The organism is Pseudomonas sp. FW305-3-2-15-E-TSA4 (assembly GCF_058787295.1).
In genome coordinates this window covers 95,252-112,511 of record NZ_JBYSZP010000016.1, presented here as the reverse complement: position 1 = coordinate 112,511, position 17,260 = coordinate 95,252, and the positions used below count along the sequence as shown (strand labels likewise).

The window sequence follows — 17,260 nt, the reverse complement described above, 5'->3', positions numbered from 1 at the left end:
TCAATGGCTGCAAACCACCAAGGGTTTGCCTGGGCACATCTTTCGCTGTTGGGCTCGCGCAATAAATACGCAAAAAGGCACATGATTATTCTATCCTCAAGCAACAATTGAATTCCGTCAGGTCCCGATCATGGAATTGCTGCAATCGATGCGACTGTTCGCTCGGCTTGCCGAGCTCGGCAGCTTCACTAAAGCCGCCGAATCGCTGGACATCGGGCGCCCCCAGGTCACCCGTTACATCCAGGAGCTGGAAACATCCCTGGGTGTGCGTCTGTTTCAGCGCACCACCAGAAAAGTCGCGCTCACCACCGAAGGCCAACTGTTCTATGAGCGAGTGCAGGAAATTCTCGCGGATATCTCGGCCGCCACTTCGATGTTCGACCGCAGCGGAGCAACGCTCGAAGGCCGGCTTCGGGTCGATATCCCGACCGCGTTCGCGCAACTGGACTTCATCAAAAACCTGAAAACCTTCACCAGCGCCTTCCCCGGGATCGACATGGTGCTGGGCGTGACTGATCGGGCGGTCGACCTGATCGGTGAAGGCATCGACTGCGCGTTACGAATTGGCGAGTTACCGGACTCGACCTTGATCGCTCGCCCGATCGCCATGGCGACCATGGTCACGTGCGCAGCCCCCGAGTATCTGCAGGAACACGGCGAACCGCGGACACTCGACGATCTGAATGCCCATCGCGGGGTGAATTTTCTTTCCGGCCAAAACAACAGGACATTGCCCTGGCACTTCTCGGTCAAAGGCAAAGACCGCACGTTCATCAGCAACGCCGGCATCACCGTCACCGAGTCGAATGCCTACGTGCAGTGCGGCGTAGCGGGCTTTGGAATCATTCAGGCGCCAGGCATCACCGTGGCCGAATATCTGGCCAGCGGCACCCTGGTGGAAATCCTCAGCGCCTATCGGCCCACCCCGCGCCCGGTATCACTGCTGTACCCCAGCCGCACGCATCTGGCTGCGCAAGTTCAGGTATTTGTCGAATGGCTGCAGCAGCACTTTGTGCAGATCTATCCTGACTGGCTGGAACAATAACGATCAACAGCGCCGTTCGCGGCTTGCGCGTAATCAAGGAGCACCGCACGACATGGAACAAATCACTTACCGCACCGCGACGAGCGCAGACGCGTTGAGCATGTGTGAGCTGGGGCAATTGCTTAACGACGTGCATCACACTGCCCGCCCCGACATCTATGCCCCTCCCACCGCGGACTTTTCCCGCGACCTGCCCCACTGGTCAGCGCTGTTCGAGAAACCCGGTCACGTTGTGTTCATCGCCCATGTCGACGATCAACCTGCGGCGTTTATCACGGCCAGCCTGTCGGCCAGTTCAGGGCCGTTGATGCAACCGCAGAATGTCGTTCGCATCGGCTCGGTGTGTGTCGCCAAACAGTTTTCGGGACAGGGCATCGGCCGTGGGCTGATGAATCTGGTGAAAAACTGGGCGATCGAACAGGATGCCCAGGATCTGCGTTTGAACGTCTGGCCGTTCAATAACCGTGCCGCGCGGATGTATGCGGAGTTCGGCTTTGAGACTCGGGCTGTCGAAATGGGCATGCGTTTGTAGTGGTTTGCCCCTGGGGTGGGCAGGACTCAGCCCAGTCGCATCGACAGCTCGATGTCATCAGCAAATGGCACCGACAGGTAACCGTTCTGTGGCGCACGCACGTGGGCCAGATATTCCGGGCAATAGTTGGTGTTATCCGCCACCACCAGTGCGCCAGGCTTCAGGTGTTTTTCCACCAGCCTCAACACGTCGCCGTACAACGCCTTGGCCCCATCGAGCAGGAGCAAATCGACTGACGGCGGCAGGTCGCTGGCGAGTGTGACGAGAGCATCGCCTTCGCGGATTTCCACCAGATCGCTGATGCCGCCCTCGATGAAGTGATGGCGAGCCAGGGCGATTTTCGACGGTTCGAATTCGCTGCCGATCAGCACGCCACCACCGTTGTCGCGCAGTGCCGCCGCCAGGTGCAGAGTGGACAGGCCGAACGAGGTGCCGAACTCGACAATCGCTTTGGCCTTGGTATTGCGCGCCAGCATGTACAGCAGTTTGCCGGTGTCGCGCGAGACCGGCAGCCATAGGTCCTTGAGCATGGCGTAGAGTTGCAGGTACTCGGTCTTGCTGTGCATCAGGCGCTCGCGCTCCTCGCCCGACACCGTTTCCAGCACCGGGCTGGTGGCGGCGCTGGCCTGGCTGTAGAGGCGTTCGATCAGGCTGGCCAATGGTTCAGAAGTCAGGGTGGTCATGATTGCTTTCCGTCAATGGGGGATTAAGATGCGAGTGATTCGTCGCATTTAAATGATGCAAGTGATTCACTCGATCCGCTATTCGCGTTTCCCCCGAGGCCCGAGCCGCCCATGAGCAATCGTCAGACCGCCCGTATTTCCTCGCGCAAACAGCCGCAGCAGGCACGCTCGACTGACTTGGTCGCGGCGATTCTGCAGGCGGCTATTCAGGTTTTGACCGAGCATGGCGCGCCCCGATTCACCACCGCACGGGTCGCGGAAAAGGCCGGCGTGAGCATCGGCTCGCTGTACCAGTACTTCCCCAACAAGGCGGCGATCCTGTTCCGATTACAAAGTGATGAGTGGCTGCACACCACGCAGATGCTGCAGCAGATTCTGGAAAATCATCAACAGCCGCCCCTGACGCGTCTGCGCACACTGGTGCAGGCTTTCATCCGTTCGGAGTGCGAGGAAGCGCAGATGCGCGGTGCGCTGAATGACGCGGCGCCGCTGTATCGCGATGCGCCCGAGGCCCACGAAGTGCGCACGGCCGGACGGCAGATCTTCGCCACGTTCATGCAGCATTTGCTGCCGGAATCCGATGAGCCAACCCGCATCGCGGCCTGCGATCTGATCCTGACCACGCTCAGTTCGGTGGGCAAAGACTTTTCCGGCACTGCGCGCAGCGATCTGGAAATCACGGCTTTCGCCGACCGGCTGGCGGACATGTTCAGCGCCTACGTGATGACGCTGAATCAACCTTCAGCGTGAGACGGCTGTTCGGGTGAACTGCTGTTCCGTCACCACGCTACCCCACTGACTGCCCTGCTCTTCCATGGTCAATTCGAACCCGGCCGCTTCGTACAGTCGGCGCGCGGCGTCTAGGCCCTTGAAGGTCCAGAGCTGGATCGCATCAAAACCCTGCTGATCGCAAAACTCCACTGCCGCGCTCAGCAGTTGCCGGCCGACGCCACTGCCGCGGCAGCCGTCGTCGAGGATGAACCAGCGCAGATGCGCCTGATTGTTGCCCAGATCCTGGCCGTCGATTGCGATCGAGCCGACGATGCGCTCATCAAGCGTGGCTGCCCAGATCTGGTTGCAGGGCTGATCGAGGCGCCCGACAAACTCCGCCGTTTCACGGGCGACGCGGCTTTCGAAGATCGCGCCGAAACCGGAATGCCGCGAATAATAATCCGCATGCATTTGCGCCACGCGGCCGATCAGACCGGGGCGATAGCCGGCGCTGATGTGTAGGTTCGGCGTGAGTGGCCGGTCGGCGCCCAAACGGATGGTCTTGAGCGCATGCGCGTAGGTTGACAGGCCCTGCGCCACGCTCTGTTGTTGCGACGGATTGAGCGTGTCCAGTGCCTTGCTGACCTGGGCCTGGCCATAGGCATGAATGTCGGCGACGGTCTGCCGGCCCTGCGGCGTCAAGTGCAGATGCTTGACCCGCGCGTCCTCGGCGGCACGCTCCTCGATCTCCCCGGCCTTGATCAGTTTGCCGACCATGCGGCTGACACTGGACTTTTCCAGACCAAGGCTTTGCGCCAGCTGTGCAGCGCTGACGCCGTCCCCGGCCTCGATTTCCAGCAATGCGTGCACGCCGGAGGCGGAATAGTCGGTCGCCGCCAGGGTGGCGCGCAGGAAACCGAATTCACGCACCATCGTGCGCGACGCTGTACGGATTTCTTCGATCAAGGCTGTAGGGATACTCATGACACATCACCGCTGAAATTTAGTTGTACTATACAACCATATTTCAATATGACGGTGCAAGAAGCCGACGACTCCGGGCGAGCGGTCGATTGTCGGCGTCGCCACAGCAGCAAACGTCAGACAAAAAAAGCCCCGCAACCGAATGAGGTGCGGGGCAAAGTATTGGTTGGTTGCGGCCAACCAAAGGAGCTCGGTTAAAACGGTTTGCGCAGCCGGGTCAGATGCAGTCCTGGGCGGCGCGTTCAAAACTGGAAGGCAGGAAGTTCGAAGCCAGCAAGTGGCGCTCGTAGATGAACACCTTGCCGCCGTTGCCGGCCTTATAGGCTTCCAGCACGTTGTCTGCCGACACCTTGCTCGGCACCACAATTCGGTAGCTGCGCTGGGTCTGCGAAACGGTCGGGTTCAGCGCACTGCCCTGCAGCTTCGGCACCACGCAATCGGCGTATTGCGCCGGAGTCTTGTTGGTCTGCAAGGTCAGCGTCGGGTCGTTCGGTGCGGAGGCGCAACCGGCGAGCAGCAAGGAAGCAACGGCCAGGGTCGGGGCAAACAAAGCACGCATCGGGGGTCATCCTGAAAATAAAGGTTCGGTTCAACCGGCAGCGGTTCAGCGTCACGGCGCCGCCGCTGCCCTTTTGGTTTTGAGTGTTCAGCTGGAAGCCACCAGCGCCTTGAGCGAGGCATCGAACTGCTTCAAGGCATTGAGTTGCAGGTCACGTTGCTGCTCGATCTGCGCGGCAATCTCGTGCGCCGCTTTGTCGTGTACCCAGACCGACGAAATCTGTTTCTCCACCGAGCCCTCGGCTTTGCCGATGTACTGCAGGTCGGCATCGTAGAAACGCGCGATGAAATGCGCCTCGTACAGGCTGTTCTGCTGAGTCAGCAAGCGGTTGAAGGTGTCCAGTTTCACCACGATGTCCGGATGCGCCAGAATCAGTGCATCGAGGTTGTCGTAAACGGTCACCGACAGAAACTGGCGTTGCAACGAGCTGAGCAACCAGTCGATCGCCAGTTCCGGGTCGGAGCTGCTGACAAAGGCTGCGCGAATTCGCGGATCCAGTGCATCCTTGGCCCCGTGCAGCGCCGTATCGTGGTAGCGCGTCAGGTATTGCAGGTTTTCCCGGGTGTTTTCGCTGTACAACACACCCACGGTCTGTGAATGCTGCAAAGTCGCGCTGCTGCCGGCGATTGGCTGAAGATGACACGCACAGGCGTCGTCGGCGTAAGACGGTGCCGTGGCTACCATGCCGCTCATCAGCAGAGCGGTCAGCGCCAGTCGGGTCAGGGTCTTCATCGCGCAATTTCCTTGAGCTGCGTTTTCAATGAGGGCAATTTTCCGCCTATTGCCTGCAAAGCTGAACTTGCGTTTCGTGATGGTCACTATTACTTCTAGCGATAGTTGCGCACGATAAAGACGGGTACACACTCATCCACAATGAATAAAACAACAGTGAGGAAGCCGATTTGAGAACCTTTGACCTGATCCGCGACGCGGTTTTGCCCGACTTTCGCGAGCGGGTGGCGGAATACCTGGTGCAGTACGAAAAGGTGTTGCTGGACAAGAACATCACCGATGCGCAGCTCAAGCGCGATACCGCCAATCAGTTGCGTGGCTATTTGCGCGGGTTGAACACCACGCGGGTGCTGGGCATGGCTTATTGGGAAGAACTGGACCGGCGGGTCGTCGACACCTGGCTCACGCCTCACGAATGAGCGTGGACGCCGGTCGGTGACGATCGTATGCGGTGCCTGCCAAAACGGCCCCGAACGCTTACAATCGGCGGCCTTACCGACCTTCTGACAGGCTCCCCCGGAAATGCCGCTCGACCCACCAACGATGCTGACCATCTCGATCGCTCTCGCAGCCGCCGCCGCGCTGTATCTGGCGGTCGAGTGGCGCAGCATTCGTGAGCCTTCGCTGCTGTTCTGGAGCGCCGGTTTCGCCACCATCACCGTCGGTTCCACCCTGGCCCTGCTGCGCAGCAACGGCTTTTTGCTGATCGGCATCTGGTTCGCCAACGGCTTGCTGGTGACCGCGCACTTCCTGTTTCTGCTGGGGGTGGCGCGCTTTACGCAGATCCGCCTGTCACCGGCCTGGTACCTGATCTTCGTCTGCTGGCTGGTGATGCTGTTGCTGCCGGACGGGCCGCTATGGTCGAAAGTCATGCTCGCCGCCAACTCGCTGCTGGTCGCTGCCTCGACGCTCAAGGCCAGCCTGCTGCTGCGCCCGCATGGCAAATCGCTGAGCGTCGGTGCGGTGCAATTGCGCTACGTGCTGCTCGGGCATGGGATTTTCTATGTGGCCAAGGCCCTGACCGTAGTGATCCCCGGCACGCTGATCGACCTGGCTGCGTTCCGTGGCGTCATCATCCAGATCTCGCTGGTCGAGGGCGCGATGGCGATCATGCTGATCGCACTGTCGATGACCGGCACCGAACGCTACCGGCGCGAGGAGCAGATCGCCCGACTGGCCGCCCGCGATCCACTGACCGCGCTCTACAACCGCCGCGCCCTCGACATGCGCGCGCCGGGCCTGCTGCGGGGCGTGTCTGCGGCGCATCCCGGCGCCCTGCTATTGATCGATATCGACAACTTCAAATCGGTCAACGATCAGTACGGCCACAGCGCCGGCGACCGTTTGCTGGTGGCGTTGAGCGAAATGATCCGCGCCGAGACCACCGATGAGGCGCTGGCCGCCCGTTTGGGCGGCGACGAGTTCGTGATTTTGCTGAGCAACGCGCCCAGTGATCACATCGTCAGACTGGGCGATGCCCTGCGCGATCAATTTCAGCGCAGCGCCGCCCAGGCATTCCCCACCGCCGAACCGGTGACACTGAGCATCGGCGCCACCCTGTTCAACCAGCCACCGGCCAGCCTCGCGGCATTGATCGAACAAGGCGACGCCGCGCTGTATGAATCCAAGCGCGGTGGGCGCAACCGCCTGCGCCTGACCGGGCTCACCACTTCAGGATGATCAGACCCATGACCCGTTCCGAAACGCCTCTGCAAGACCTCGCCGCCCCCGAAGGCGTCTGCTACGGCTGCGGCAGCCGCAACCCCCATGGCTTGCACGTCAAAAGCTACTGGCACGAAGACGGCGTGCACGTCATGGCCGAACACCTGCCGGACGACAAATACTGCGGCTGGCCAGACCTGGTATACGGCGGCCTGCTGGCAATGCTGGTCGACTGCCATTCCAACTGGACCGCGATGGCTTACCACTACCGCGCCGAACAGCGTGCACCGGGCAGCCTGCCGCGCATCGACTGCGTCACTGGCAACCTCGGCCTCAAGTTCATCAAACCCACACCGATGGGCGTCACCCTGACCTTGCGCGCCAGGGTCGAAGGCGACGTCGGGCGCAAAACTCGGGTGATCTGCGAGGTGTACGCCGGGGAAGTGCTGACGGCGGTGGGCGATTCGGTATTCGTGCGGGTCGATACCGGGCAACTGGCGGACGCGGCGCACGGGCGCTGACTCCTACAGGGCATGGTGCTCGAATTAACCCGGGCGCTGCCCCGAAGACTGCATAACCGATTTGCGGCCCACAGCAGCGATGGCAGACAGACGTCTAAACGCCTCGGCAATCGTAAGATTCACTTACATGTTTTTCCGCTTGTGGTGCACATTGCCAACCCCTTATAAGAGCGGCTCTCACTCGCGAATTGAAGGATGCACCCATGAGCAATGCCTGGAACGAAGGGTATTTCACCGACGAGGGTTACACCTATTCGTACAGCCGGGAAATCAACCCGGTGTTCCAGCGTTTTTGTTTGTTGTTGCGCGGTTTTGCCACCCTGGAAGGCAGCGGCGGCTACCACTGCGAACTGGGCTTTGGCCAGGGTGTCTCGATCAACATCCACGCCGCCGCCAACCCGGGCAACTACGTCGGCACCGACTTCACGCCGTCCCAGGCCGCACATGCCATGGCGCTGGCAAACGACTGGAACAGCCAGGCCCGTCTGTATGACGACAGCTTCGAGCAACTGCTGGCCCGCGATGATCTGCCGGCCTTCGACAGCATCAGCCTGCATGGCATCTGGTCCTGGGTCAGCCGCGACAATCAGCAACTGATCGTCGAGTTCGCCCGTCGCCACCTCAAGCCCGGCGGCATGTTATACGTCAGCTACAACTGCTTCCCGGGCTGGTCGCCTTCAGCGCCCCTGCGCAATCTGTTCAGCCTGCACAATCGCTTTGCCAGCCAGGCCTCGACCAGCCCGGCCAAACGCATCGATGCCGCGATGGAGTTTTCCGAAACGCTGCTGGCGGCCAATCCGAAGTACGCCAGAGCGGCGCCGGCCCTGGGTGCCCAGTTGCAGAGCATCAAGGGCCAGAACCGTCAGTACGTGGCCCATGAGTATTTCAATCGCAACTGGGACTGCATGTATTTCATCGACGTGGTCGATGCCATGACCGCGGCCAAACTCGACTACGCCACTACGGCCGTACCGCTGGACACCGTGGCTGCGCTGAACCTGAGTGCAGAAGGCATGGACTTTCTGGAAGGTATCGAGCACCCGATCATGCGCGAACAGGCGCGCGACTACTTTATCAATCAGAACTTCCGCCGGGATCTGTACGTACGCGGCGCCAATCGGCTGTCTGCCGCCGAACAACGCGATGGCCTGCTGAGAAGCCGTTTTGTCCTGCTGCAAGCCATCGAAAGCATTCCCGGCTCGGTCACAGGCCCTGCGGGCGAGGCGTCTTTACAAGCGGACATTTACCGCCCGGTGCTCGCAGCGCTCGCCGCCAATGCCTACGAAGCGAAAACCTTGCAGCAGTTGTCGATAGCCGTCGGCGCCGTTGCTTATGACGACCTGGTGCAGGCTGTCACCGTGCTGATCGGCATGGGCGTCGCCGCGCCGTGCCAGAGCGAAGCCGCCGAAAGGCAGGTGCAGGAACGTTGCGACACCCTCAACCTGCAACTGTGCAAGCGCGCCCTGTTCAACAGCAACATTCAGGTGCTGGCCAGCCCGGTCACCGGCGGTGGCGTGCCGATCAGCCGCGTGCAGCAGCTGTTCCTGATTTCGATCAAGCAAGGCATGACCGACCCGCAAGACTGGGCGCAGTTGGCGTGGGCCGTCATCGGTGATCAGGGCGAAGTGCTGCACAAGGGTGACCAGCCGCTGCTCACAGCCGAAGAAAACCTTGCCGAGATGACCGAACAGGCCCGGGCATTTGCCCAGACACCGCTGGACATTCTCATGGCGCTGAAGATTGCTTGATCCAGATATACGCCGGACGACTGACCGCGATAGAACGCGGCCAGTCGTCTGCGTGTATGGCCCTGACTGCCGCCTCCTGAGCAATCCTGCCCCCGCCTGCCACGCAGCGCCCCGTTAAAAAAGCAAAATTGCCATGTGTTTCCGTCGTTCCTTCTTGCGTCGCACTGTTCATTGCCCGTTCCTGTCTGCCTGGAGTTTCTTCGATGCCGTCGCCCAAATCCCTGCCCTCTGCCCTGCTGGGCCTGGCCCTCGCCTGCCCGGTCATGGCCGAGGAACCCCAAAGCATGGAGTTGGGACAGGTGCTGATTTCGGCTGAAGAACAAAGCGGCGTCGACGCCTCTGTGGCCGAGGCCCAATCGCGTCTGGCGCAGGTGCCAGGCGGCAGCAACGTGGTTGACCTGCGCCAGCCGTTGCAGGGCCGTGTGGCGAGCAATCAGGATGTGCTGGCGTATCAGCCGGGGGTCTACGCGCAATCGGCGGGTAATGAAGGGGTGAAAATCTCGATTCGTGGTTCGGGGATCAACCGCGCACCGGGCGCGCATGCCTCGGGGTTGTACACGATGCTCGACGGCCTGCCGCTGACCGGCCCCGGCGGTACGCCCTACGAATTGCTCGAACCGCTGTGGCTCGACCATGTGGAGGTGCTGCGCGGCGCCAACGGCTTTGATCGCGGTGCACTGGCGCTGGGTGGCGCCATCGATTACGTCAGCCACACCGGCTACGACGCGCCGAAATTGCAGGTGCGCTATGCCACCGGCAGCCACGGTTATCAGCAGCGTCAGGTGAGTTCCGGGCAGGTGCTGGGCGACTTCGATTACTACGTGTCGCTGACCGACTCGAACGCCGACGGCTATCAGGATCACACCGCCAGCGAGAGCAAAGGCGTGATCGCCAACTTCGGTTATCGCTTCAATCCGAACCTGGAAACCCGCTTCTACTTCCGCTATCGCGAAACCGACAACGACCTCGCCGGCCGCGTGACCAAGCACTCGATCGAGCACACTCCACGGGCGGCCAACCCTGCCTACGTGGCGCGCGATGACAGCCGCAAACAACCGGGCAGCGCCTTCATCGGCAACAAGACCACCTACTACATCGACGACGATTCGAGCATCCAGACCGGGCTGGTCTATCACGACTACCCGATGGACCTGCGCGAAGGCCCGAACCGTCTGAAAGTGGCCTACACCGATGTCAGCGGCACCTTCGATTACAAGCGCCGCGACACCCTGTTCGGCATGGAAAGCCGCAGCACTGTAGGCCTGCGCACCACCAAACACCTGCCGAACGACGGCGCCAGTGAGTTCGTGCGCATCCCGTCCGGCAACACCGCCGCGTATGCGCCGGGCACCCGCATGCGCAACTTCACCTATCAGGGTTCGGACACCGTTCTGCACGTGGGCAACGACCTGGAAATCGCCGACGACCTGTGGCTGACCACGGGCCTCGCCGCCATTTACACCCGCCGCGAAAGCGCCGTCACCTACCCGCAAAGCGGCGGCAAGACCAGCCTGAACGACTGGGATTACGCGCCACGTCTGGGCCTGCGCTATCAGGTCACGCCGGACCTGCAAGTGTTCGGCAACCTCAGCCGTTCGGTCGAAGCACCGCACCCATGGTCGCTGATCTACAGCTCGAACATCCGCTTCCCGGCCGGCAACGGTGCGGCGACCGGCACTCAGAGCGACCCGATCAAACTGCAGAACCAGACCGCGACCACCCTCGAACTCGGCGGTCGCGGCGACAGCGCGCTCGGCCAGTGGAGCCTGGCGTGGTACTACGCCCAAGTGCGCCACGAATTGCTGTCGGTACTGCCGGACGCCAATGCCGTCACCCCGTACGAACTCAACGCCAGCCCCACCGTGCACCAAGGCGTGGAAGCCAGTCTGCAAAGCACGCTGTGGTCGGCCGCCGACGGACGTAAATTGAGCCTGCGTCAGGCTTACACCTTCAGCGATTTCCACTACCGCGACGACCAGCGCTTCGGCGACAACCGCCTGCCCGGCCTGCCGATGCACTACTACCAGGGCGAACTGCGCCACGACTGGCCGCAGGGTTTCTTCGCGGCAGTCAACACGCAGCTGGTGTCCAAAGTCGCGGTGGATTACGCCAACAGCTACTACGCCGATCCCTACGCACTGTTCGGCGCCACCGTCGGCTACAACGCGCCGAAAAACGACTGGCAAACCTGGCTCGACCTGCGCAACCTGACCAATAAGCACTACGCCGCGACGGTCACACCGGGGTATGACGACAAGGGCCTGGATGCGGCGCGGTCTACGCCGGGTGAAGGGTTGGGGGTCTATGTCGGGGTGTCGTGGAGTTTGCTTTGACGGCATGACCTGACCAGCAGCAGAAAAACGCAGCGGGTCAAAACGGCCCCTGCGTCATCACTCGCGTCTCGATGATGTTGCGCAACGCAACGACGCGCTTCTGATACAGCTCAGTCAAACAATCGACCTTCGCACCACAGGCCTTGCGGCTTTTGAGGAAGGCCTGCTGCTCACCGATCAAAGCATCGCGCCCGCCCATCGGCAGCAGGCGTTTGTCGAGGCTGAACAACTCGCCCATGGTGACGTCCAGGTCGTTCAAGGCGCGGTTGGCGCAAACGGCTTTTTCGTCCATGGATTTGGCCTTGTCGCAGTCGAAACTGGCAGCTTGAGTTGAATTGGCAGCGATCAGCAGCGCACAGCCGAGGGCAGCAGCGGTCACCCGTGAAATTTCTCGAACTCGCGTCATGTCGTCGTATCCAACGTTGTAAGTCAATGGAGGTATGAGAAATGAAAAACACCGACGACAGCAAGCCTGCAACACCGCATAACGCGCCACCGCTCGATTCCTCGGGCAAACCGGTGGATGTGGTTTGCCGCGATCTGCAGGACAGCGACGACGACACCCGCGCCGTGGATGAGGTGATTACACCGACGTCCATTCGCGAAAAGGAACAGGACGCCGAAGAACTCAAGCGCAAGACCGATGCGATCGAACGCAAGGTCGCCGACGGCAACTGACGCGACGCTCCCCGTCCTGAATGTAGAGTTTTCTCCTCTCTGTCCCGGGTATTCCTGCCCGGGACAACTCTCCCCCTGCCCTGAAACCCTCGGTTTTACTGGGTTTTCCCTGTCTGCTTCAGCAATTTGTATTCACAGCCCAGCTTAATAATATTTTACCGATACCCCCCTCCTGCCTAGTCTGACCGCAAGCAAAACGGACAAGCCTGAAGCGATCCGAATCCACTTGCCTTGCCAGGAAGGATGTAGAAATGACCACTGAAATAATAAAAACAGACACGCTTGTCGTGGGCGCCGGACAGGCCGGTGTGGCGATGAGCGAGCACCTGAGCAAACTCGGTGTGCCGCATCTGGTGCTGGAACGCAGCCGCATTGCCGAACGCTGGCGCAGCGGGCGCTGGGACTCGTTGGTGGCCAACGGTCCGGCGTGGCACGACCGTTTTCCGGGGCTGGAATTCGATGATGTCGACCCCGACGGTTTCGCCCCCAAGGAGCGCGTCGCGGACTATTTCGAAGCCTATGCGAAGAAATTCAACGCGCCGATCCGCACCGGGGTCGAGGTCAAAAGCGTGGTGCGCAATGTCGGACGTCCGGGCTTCACCGTCGAGACCTCCGAAGGCGTGATCGAGGCCAGCCGCGTGGTCGCGGCAACCGGCCCGTTCCAGCGCCCGGTGATCCCGCCGATCGCGCCGCAAGACCCACGTCTGTTGCAGATCCACTCCGCTGATTATCGCAATCCGCAGCAACTGCCCGCCGGCGCGGTGCTGGTGGTCGGTGCCGGTTCGTCGGGCGTGCAGATTGCCGATGAATTGCAGCGTTCCGGCAAGCAGGTCTATCTGTCGGTCGGTGCGCATGACCGTCCGCCGCGTGCCTATCGCAACCGTGATTTCTGCTGGTGGCTGGGTGTGCTCGGCGAGTGGGATCAGGCAGCAATGAAACCCGGCCGTGAGCACGTGACCATCGCGGTCAGCGGCGCGCATGGCGGGCGCACCATCGATTTTCGTGGTCTGGCCCATCGCGGCATGACCCTGGTCGGCGTCACCGAGTCGTTCAGCAACGGCGTGGTGACCTTCAAGCAGGATCTGCGCGACAACCTCAAGCGTGGCGACGAAAACTATCTGGCGCTGCTGGATGCCGCGGATGCCTACATCGAACGTAATGGCCTGGATCTGCCCGAAGAACCCGAGGCGCGCGAAACCTATCCGGATCCCGAGTGCGTGAAAAATCCGCTGCTCGATCTGGATCTGGCCGAAGCCGGGATCACCTCGATCATCTGGGCCACCGGGTTCGCCGTGGATTATTCCTGGCTACAGGTCGCGGCGTTTGACGACAAGGGCAAACCGCAGCATCAGCGCGGCGTGTCCACTGAGCCGGGGGTGTATTTCCTCGGGCTGCCATGGCAGTCGCGGCGCGGCTCGTCGTTTATCTGGGGCGTGTGGCACGACGCCAAACACGTGGCCGATCACATCGCCACCCAGCGTAAATACCTTGAATACCAGGATGCCGAGCAGCGTGAAGCCGCCCTGCATGCGCCGAACCACAGCAAAGCCGCCGACCCCGTCGACGCTTGATTTCCCTCTTTCGCGGCGGTGCCCGGTGCGCCGCTGAACACCTAGTCTGGAGCTGTACATGAGCAAGCCAACCCACACTCGCATCCGTATGTTCAACACCAAGGACACCTACCCGAATCAGACGCTGGACAACGACCTGTGCCAGGCCGTGCGCGCCGGCAACACGGTGTACGTCCGAGGTCAGGTCGGCACCGATTTCGACGGTAATCTGGTGGGCCTCGGTGATCCGCGCGCGCAGGCCGAACAGGCGATGCGCAACGTCAAACAGTTGCTGGAAGAAGCCGGCAGCGACATGAGCCACATCGTCAAGACCACCACCTACCTGATCGACCCGCGCTACCGCGAGCCGGTGTATCAGGAAGTCGGCAAGTGGCTCAAAGGCGTGTTCCCGATTTCCACCGGGCTGGTGGTGTCGGCACTGGGGCAGCCGCAGTGGCTGATGGAGATTGATGTGGTGGCGGTGATTCCCGATTAACCCTGAAAACCGAGTCGCGACATTCGCGAGCAAGCTCGCTCCCACAGGGAAATACATGCCAACTGTGGGAGCGAGCTTGCTCGCGAAGAGGCCCGCAAGGACAACAAATTCCTCGAAAGGAGTTAGACCATGACCTTTTCAATCGCAGCCCGTTGCCCCGAAACCGGCCAGTTCGGTGTCGCCATCAGTTCCTCCAGCATCGCCGTCGGCGCGCGTTGTCCGTGGCTGTTGCCGGGTGTCGGCGCGGTGTCGAGCCAGAATATCACCCTGCCATCCCTCGGCCCGGAAGTCCTTGCATTGATGGAGCAAGGCCACGCGCCCGACGCTGCGCTGGACCAGGTGCTGACTCGCAACGGCTACAGCCAATACCGGCAGATCACCGCGATCAACCACCTCGGCCAGACCGCGCATTTCAGCGGCGCGCAAACCCTCGGCGTGCACAACGCGGTCTCCGGCGAACAATGCGTGGCCGCCGGCAACATGCTCGCCGGGCGCTCGGTAATCGAAGCGATGGTCAGTGCCTTTGAGGACGGCGAAGGCCAGTTGGCCGACCGCTTGCTTGAGGCCTTGCACGCCGCACAAGCCCTCGGTGGCGAAGCCGGGCCGGTGCATTCGGCGGCTGTGGTGGTGGTCGGCGAACAGACGTGGCCGATCGTCAATTTGCGCGTTGATTGGGCCGACGAAGACCCGATCGGCCAACTGCAAAAGCTCTGGGACGCCTATCAGCCGCAGTTGCAGGACTATATTGATCGCGCCCTCGATCCGGCCAAGGCACCGGGCTATGGCGTTGCCGGTGATGATCGATGAACAGCGTCGGGTTGCTCAGGACGCTGGTGGGCTTCGACACCACCAGCCGCGAATCCAACCTGCAGCTGATCGAGTTCGTGCGTAATTACCTCGCAGGCTTCGATGTGCCGTGCGAGCTGATCTACAACGCCGAGCGCAGCAAGGCCAATCTGTTCGCGACCATTGGCCCGGCCGAGCAACCGGGCATCGTGCTCTCGGGGCACACCGATGTGGTGCCGGTCGATGGTCAACCATGGACAGTAGCGCCGTTCGAACTCTGCGAACACGACGGCAAGCTGTTCGGGCGTGGCACCGCCGACATGAAGGGCTACATCGCCTGCGTGTTGGGGTTGGTGCCGGCGCTGGTCGCTGCAGAGCTGCGCATGCCGGTGCACATCGCCCTGTCCTATGACGAAGAAGTCGGCTGCCTCGGGGTACGCTCGTTGCTCGCCGAGCTGGAGCAGCGGCCGGTCAAACCGCTGCTGTGCATCATCGGTGAACCGACCGAGTTGAAACCGGTGCTCGGCCATAAAGGCAAACTGGCGATGCGCTGCGACGTGCGCGGCCATCCGTGTCATTCGGCCTACGCACCGCTGGGGGTCAACGCCATCGAGTACGCCGCCGAGCTGATCGGTGAGCTGGGGCGCATCGGCCAGCAACTGAAAGCACCCGAGCATCACGACACGCGCTTCGATCCGCCCTACAGCACGGTGCAGACCGGGGTGATCAGCGGCGGCAAGGCCTTGAACATCGTGCCTGCCGATTGCCGCTTCGACTTTGAGATCCGTGCCCTGCCCTCGCAAGATCCAACCCTGGTAGCGCAGCAGTTGCAGGCTTATGCCGAGCAGCAAGTGCTGCCGCGCATGCGGGCAGTGAGTGAGCACAGTGCGATTCGTTTCAGTGAGCTGTCGGCTTATCCCGGCCTGGCTACCGATGCGCAGAGTCAGGCCGCGGAGTTGATCGCGGCGTTCTGCGGTTCACGGGAATTCACCACCGTGGCGTTCGGCACCGAGGGCGGGCTGTTCGATGCGGCGGGTATTCCCACGGTGGTCTGCGGCCCCGGCAGCATGGATCAGGGGCACAAACCTGACGAGTTTGTCAGTCGTGCGCAACTCGATGCCTGCGATGCGATGCTGCAACGGATGCTGGCCTCGATTCGCGCCTGATCCTTTCGGCCTGACTGCCTGCCTTCAAGCGTGCAGTCGGGCCAATTCCTCACGGCAATGATCAACGAACAACTGCACCGGTTTGGTCAGTTGCACCCGACGCAGCCAGGCTGCCGACAAGCCCGAGCCGGTCACGGTTTCCGCCAGCGGCACGCACACCACTTTCTGCCCGTCGTAGGTGTACTCGCCGAACGGTCGGGTCACCAGAATCGAAAAGCCGAAACCGCGCCCGACCATGCCGCGCACCATCTCGATCGACGGCGAGCTGAAGACGATGTGCGGGGTCAGTCCGCGCTCCTCGAAAATGCTCACGAAGTAGGTGCGGCTGGGCACCACGTCGAGCAGGATCATCGGCTCCAGCACCAGATCGTGCAGCGAGACTTTAGCCTGTTGTGCAAAGCGATGGTCGGCCGGCAGCAACGCATAGGGCTGCTGCGGCGGCATCAGCGGCATGGTGTCGATGGTGGTGTCGAGGTCATGTTCAAAGAGCATCGCCACATCGATGCTGCCGGCGGTCAGCGCCTGCACCAGTTCCTGCTGTTCGCCATCGCGAATACGGATTTCCACCCCCGGCCAGCGCTGCTTGAACCCGGCGATCAGGCGCGGCAGGTACAGCGGCGCGACGGTTTCGAAACAGCCGATATCGATCTGTCCGGAAACCACGTCGTTGTCCGCCAGCGCGTTCTGCTCGAACTCATGCGCCACTCGCAGCAATTCCAGCGCCTTGCGATAGAAACGCGAACCACTGGGCGTCAGCGACACGCCCTGGGCGTGATGGCGGATGAACAGCTGCACGCCGAAGCTTTCTTCCAGATGCTTGATCGCGGTGGAGACCGACGGCTGGGCGATATAAAGCTTGCGCGAGGCTTCGGCGACGCTGCCGCAATCGGCGGTGGTGACGAAGTATTTGAGCTGGCGCAGGTTGTAGGCAGCCATATAAAACCTCTGCAAGTGAGACAACGCTTTTGTGGTGAGGGGATTTATCCCCGATGGGGCGCGAAGCGGCCCCTGTTTCTAAAGTCAAAAGAGGGGCCGCTTCGCAGCCCATCGGGGATAAATCCCCTCACCACAAAA

The 17,260-nt window shown here is 61.6% G+C and carries 19 protein-coding genes; 13 read left to right on the top strand and 6 right to left on the bottom strand.

The window, feature by feature from the left end; all coding sequences use genetic code 11:
* Positions 1-148: 148 nt before the first annotated feature.
* Positions 149-1,045, top strand: coding sequence for a LysR family transcriptional regulator (locus AC3WMV_RS21910; RefSeq protein WP_178085255.1), 897 nt, complete (start codon positions 149-151; stop codon positions 1,043-1,045).
* Positions 1,046-1,097: 52 nt separating this feature from the next.
* Entirely contained in the window at positions 1,098-1,577 is a 480-nt protein-coding gene (locus AC3WMV_RS21905) for a GNAT family N-acetyltransferase (RefSeq protein ID WP_097090343.1), read from the top strand.
* A 26-nt stretch (positions 1,578-1,603) separates the two neighbouring features.
* Here the strand turns inward: AC3WMV_RS21905 and AC3WMV_RS21900 are convergent, their stop codons facing one another.
* Positions 1,604-2,260, bottom strand: a complete 657-nt coding sequence (locus tag AC3WMV_RS21900; protein WP_097090342.1) for an O-methyltransferase — start codon at positions 2,258-2,260, stop codon at positions 1,604-1,606.
* 111 nt (positions 2,261-2,371) lie between these two features.
* On the opposite strand from AC3WMV_RS21900, the gene AC3WMV_RS21895 reads away from it, so the two are divergent.
* On the top strand, positions 2,372-3,010 hold the full coding sequence (locus tag AC3WMV_RS21895) for a TetR/AcrR family transcriptional regulator (protein ID WP_097090341.1): 639 nt from the start codon (positions 2,372-2,374) through the stop codon (positions 3,008-3,010).
* Here AC3WMV_RS21895 and AC3WMV_RS21890 read toward each other — a convergent pair.
* The 3 genes from AC3WMV_RS21890 to AC3WMV_RS21880 form a co-directional block, all read right to left on the bottom strand.
* A complete protein-coding gene (locus tag AC3WMV_RS21890; RefSeq protein WP_103368601.1) occupies positions 3,002-3,955 on the bottom strand; it encodes a bifunctional helix-turn-helix transcriptional regulator/GNAT family N-acetyltransferase in 954 nt (317 codons plus the stop codon). The two genes, AC3WMV_RS21895 and AC3WMV_RS21890, sit on opposite strands and share 9 nt — an antisense overlap.
* Before the next feature lie 217 nt (positions 3,956-4,172).
* Positions 4,173-4,514: a YajG family lipoprotein gene (locus tag AC3WMV_RS21885; RefSeq protein WP_095136448.1), complete on the bottom strand. Its 342-nt coding sequence runs from the start codon at positions 4,512-4,514 to the stop codon at positions 4,173-4,175.
* 87 nt (positions 4,515-4,601) lie between these two features.
* Positions 4,602-5,246 carry a class II glutamine amidotransferase domain-containing protein gene (locus AC3WMV_RS21880; protein WP_103368602.1) on the bottom strand — a complete coding sequence of 215 codons (645 nt, stop codon included), beginning with the start codon at positions 5,244-5,246 and terminating at the stop codon, positions 4,602-4,604.
* Positions 5,247-5,416: 170 nt separating this feature from the next.
* Here AC3WMV_RS21880 and AC3WMV_RS21875 point away from each other — a divergent pair, with 170 nt between their 5' ends.
* From AC3WMV_RS21875 to AC3WMV_RS21855, 5 genes are all read left to right on the top strand, one after another.
* On the top strand, positions 5,417-5,665 hold the full coding sequence (locus tag AC3WMV_RS21875) for a hypothetical protein (protein WP_103368603.1): 249 nt from the start codon (positions 5,417-5,419) through the stop codon (positions 5,663-5,665).
* Between the two features lie 103 nt (positions 5,666-5,768).
* On the top strand, positions 5,769-6,926 hold the full coding sequence (locus AC3WMV_RS21870; protein WP_103368604.1) for a GGDEF domain-containing protein: 1,158 nt from the start codon (positions 5,769-5,771) through the stop codon (positions 6,924-6,926).
* Positions 6,927-6,934: 8 nt separating this feature from the next.
* A complete protein-coding gene (locus AC3WMV_RS21865) occupies positions 6,935-7,429 on the top strand; it encodes a PaaI family thioesterase (RefSeq protein ID WP_098964346.1) in 495 nt (164 codons plus the stop codon).
* Positions 7,430-7,632: 203 nt separating this feature from the next.
* On the top strand, positions 7,633-9,177 hold the full coding sequence (locus AC3WMV_RS21860) for a methyltransferase regulatory domain-containing protein (protein WP_103368605.1): 1,545 nt from the start codon (positions 7,633-7,635) through the stop codon (positions 9,175-9,177).
* A gap of 203 nt (positions 9,178-9,380) precedes the next feature.
* On the top strand, positions 9,381-11,510 hold the full coding sequence (locus AC3WMV_RS21855; protein ID WP_103368606.1) for a TonB-dependent receptor family protein: 2,130 nt from the start codon (positions 9,381-9,383) through the stop codon (positions 11,508-11,510).
* 37 nt (positions 11,511-11,547) lie between these two features.
* Here the strand turns inward: AC3WMV_RS21855 and AC3WMV_RS21850 are convergent, their stop codons facing one another.
* Positions 11,548-11,916, bottom strand: coding sequence for a lysozyme inhibitor LprI family protein (locus AC3WMV_RS21850; RefSeq protein WP_103368607.1), 369 nt, complete (start codon positions 11,914-11,916; stop codon positions 11,548-11,550).
* A 41-nt stretch (positions 11,917-11,957) separates the two neighbouring features.
* On the opposite strand from AC3WMV_RS21850, the gene AC3WMV_RS21845 reads away from it, so the two are divergent.
* From AC3WMV_RS21845 to argE, 5 genes are all read left to right on the top strand, one after another.
* Positions 11,958-12,188 (top strand): hypothetical protein, encoded by a 231-nt coding sequence (locus AC3WMV_RS21845; protein WP_103368608.1) that lies wholly within the window; start codon positions 11,958-11,960, stop codon positions 12,186-12,188.
* 251 nt (positions 12,189-12,439) lie between these two features.
* Positions 12,440-13,759 carry a flavin-containing monooxygenase gene (locus AC3WMV_RS21840; protein ID WP_103368609.1) on the top strand — a complete coding sequence of 440 codons (1,320 nt, stop codon included), beginning with the start codon at positions 12,440-12,442 and terminating at the stop codon, positions 13,757-13,759.
* A 58-nt stretch (positions 13,760-13,817) separates the two neighbouring features.
* The gene (locus AC3WMV_RS21835) at positions 13,818-14,234 is read left to right on the top strand and encodes a RidA family protein (RefSeq protein WP_095136459.1); all 417 of its coding nucleotides are present in this window, start codon (positions 13,818-13,820) and stop codon (positions 14,232-14,234) included.
* A gap of 129 nt (positions 14,235-14,363) precedes the next feature.
* Positions 14,364-15,041 (top strand): DUF1028 domain-containing protein, encoded by a 678-nt coding sequence (locus AC3WMV_RS21830; protein ID WP_103368610.1) that lies wholly within the window; start codon positions 14,364-14,366, stop codon positions 15,039-15,041.
* A complete protein-coding gene (gene argE, locus AC3WMV_RS21825) occupies positions 15,038-16,186 on the top strand; it encodes an acetylornithine deacetylase (RefSeq protein ID WP_103368611.1) in 1,149 nt (382 codons plus the stop codon). The genes AC3WMV_RS21830 and argE overlap by 4 nt, the downstream gene beginning before the upstream one ends.
* Positions 16,187-16,210: 24 nt before the next feature.
* On the opposite strand, the gene AC3WMV_RS21820 is transcribed toward argE, so the two are convergent.
* A complete protein-coding gene (locus AC3WMV_RS21820; RefSeq protein WP_027613001.1) occupies positions 16,211-17,122 on the bottom strand; it encodes a LysR family transcriptional regulator in 912 nt (303 codons plus the stop codon).
* Positions 17,123-17,260 lie beyond the last annotated feature (138 nt).

Excerpts from the sequence above, each read along its gene's own strand:
- AC3WMV_RS21910 (WP_178085255.1), top strand. The coding sequence starts at position 149 with ATGCGACTGTTCGCTCGGCTTGCCGAGCTCGGCAGCTTCACTAAAGCC.
- AC3WMV_RS21905 (WP_097090343.1), top strand. The coding sequence starts at position 1,098 with ATGGAACAAATCACTTACCGCACCGCGACGAGCGCAGACGCGTTGAGC.
- AC3WMV_RS21900 (WP_097090342.1), bottom strand. The coding sequence starts at position 2,260 with ATGACCACCCTGACTTCTGAACCATTGGCCAGCCTGATCGAACGCCTC.
- AC3WMV_RS21895 (WP_097090341.1), top strand. The coding sequence starts at position 2,372 with ATGAGCAATCGTCAGACCGCCCGTATTTCCTCGCGCAAACAGCCGCAG.
- AC3WMV_RS21890 (WP_103368601.1), bottom strand. The coding sequence starts at position 3,955 with ATGAGTATCCCTACAGCCTTGATCGAAGAAATCCGTACAGCGTCGCGC.
- AC3WMV_RS21885 (WP_095136448.1), bottom strand. The coding sequence starts at position 4,514 with ATGCGTGCTTTGTTTGCCCCGACCCTGGCCGTTGCTTCCTTGCTGCTC.
- AC3WMV_RS21880 (WP_103368602.1), bottom strand. The coding sequence starts at position 5,246 with ATGAAGACCCTGACCCGACTGGCGCTGACCGCTCTGCTGATGAGCGGC.
- AC3WMV_RS21870 (WP_103368604.1), top strand. The coding sequence starts at position 5,769 with ATGCCGCTCGACCCACCAACGATGCTGACCATCTCGATCGCTCTCGCA.
- AC3WMV_RS21865 (WP_098964346.1), top strand. The coding sequence starts at position 6,935 with ATGACCCGTTCCGAAACGCCTCTGCAAGACCTCGCCGCCCCCGAAGGC.
- AC3WMV_RS21860 (WP_103368605.1), top strand. The coding sequence starts at position 7,633 with ATGAGCAATGCCTGGAACGAAGGGTATTTCACCGACGAGGGTTACACC.
- AC3WMV_RS21855 (WP_103368606.1), top strand. The coding sequence starts at position 9,381 with ATGCCGTCGCCCAAATCCCTGCCCTCTGCCCTGCTGGGCCTGGCCCTC.
- AC3WMV_RS21850 (WP_103368607.1), bottom strand. The coding sequence starts at position 11,916 with ATGACGCGAGTTCGAGAAATTTCACGGGTGACCGCTGCTGCCCTCGGC.
- AC3WMV_RS21845 (WP_103368608.1), top strand. The coding sequence starts at position 11,958 with ATGAAAAACACCGACGACAGCAAGCCTGCAACACCGCATAACGCGCCA.
- AC3WMV_RS21840 (WP_103368609.1), top strand. The coding sequence starts at position 12,440 with ATGACCACTGAAATAATAAAAACAGACACGCTTGTCGTGGGCGCCGGA.
- AC3WMV_RS21835 (WP_095136459.1), top strand. The coding sequence starts at position 13,818 with ATGAGCAAGCCAACCCACACTCGCATCCGTATGTTCAACACCAAGGAC.
- AC3WMV_RS21830 (WP_103368610.1), top strand. The coding sequence starts at position 14,364 with ATGACCTTTTCAATCGCAGCCCGTTGCCCCGAAACCGGCCAGTTCGGT.
- argE (WP_103368611.1), top strand. The coding sequence starts at position 15,038 with ATGAACAGCGTCGGGTTGCTCAGGACGCTGGTGGGCTTCGACACCACC.
- AC3WMV_RS21820 (WP_027613001.1), bottom strand. The coding sequence starts at position 17,122 with ATGGCTGCCTACAACCTGCGCCAGCTCAAATACTTCGTCACCACCGCC.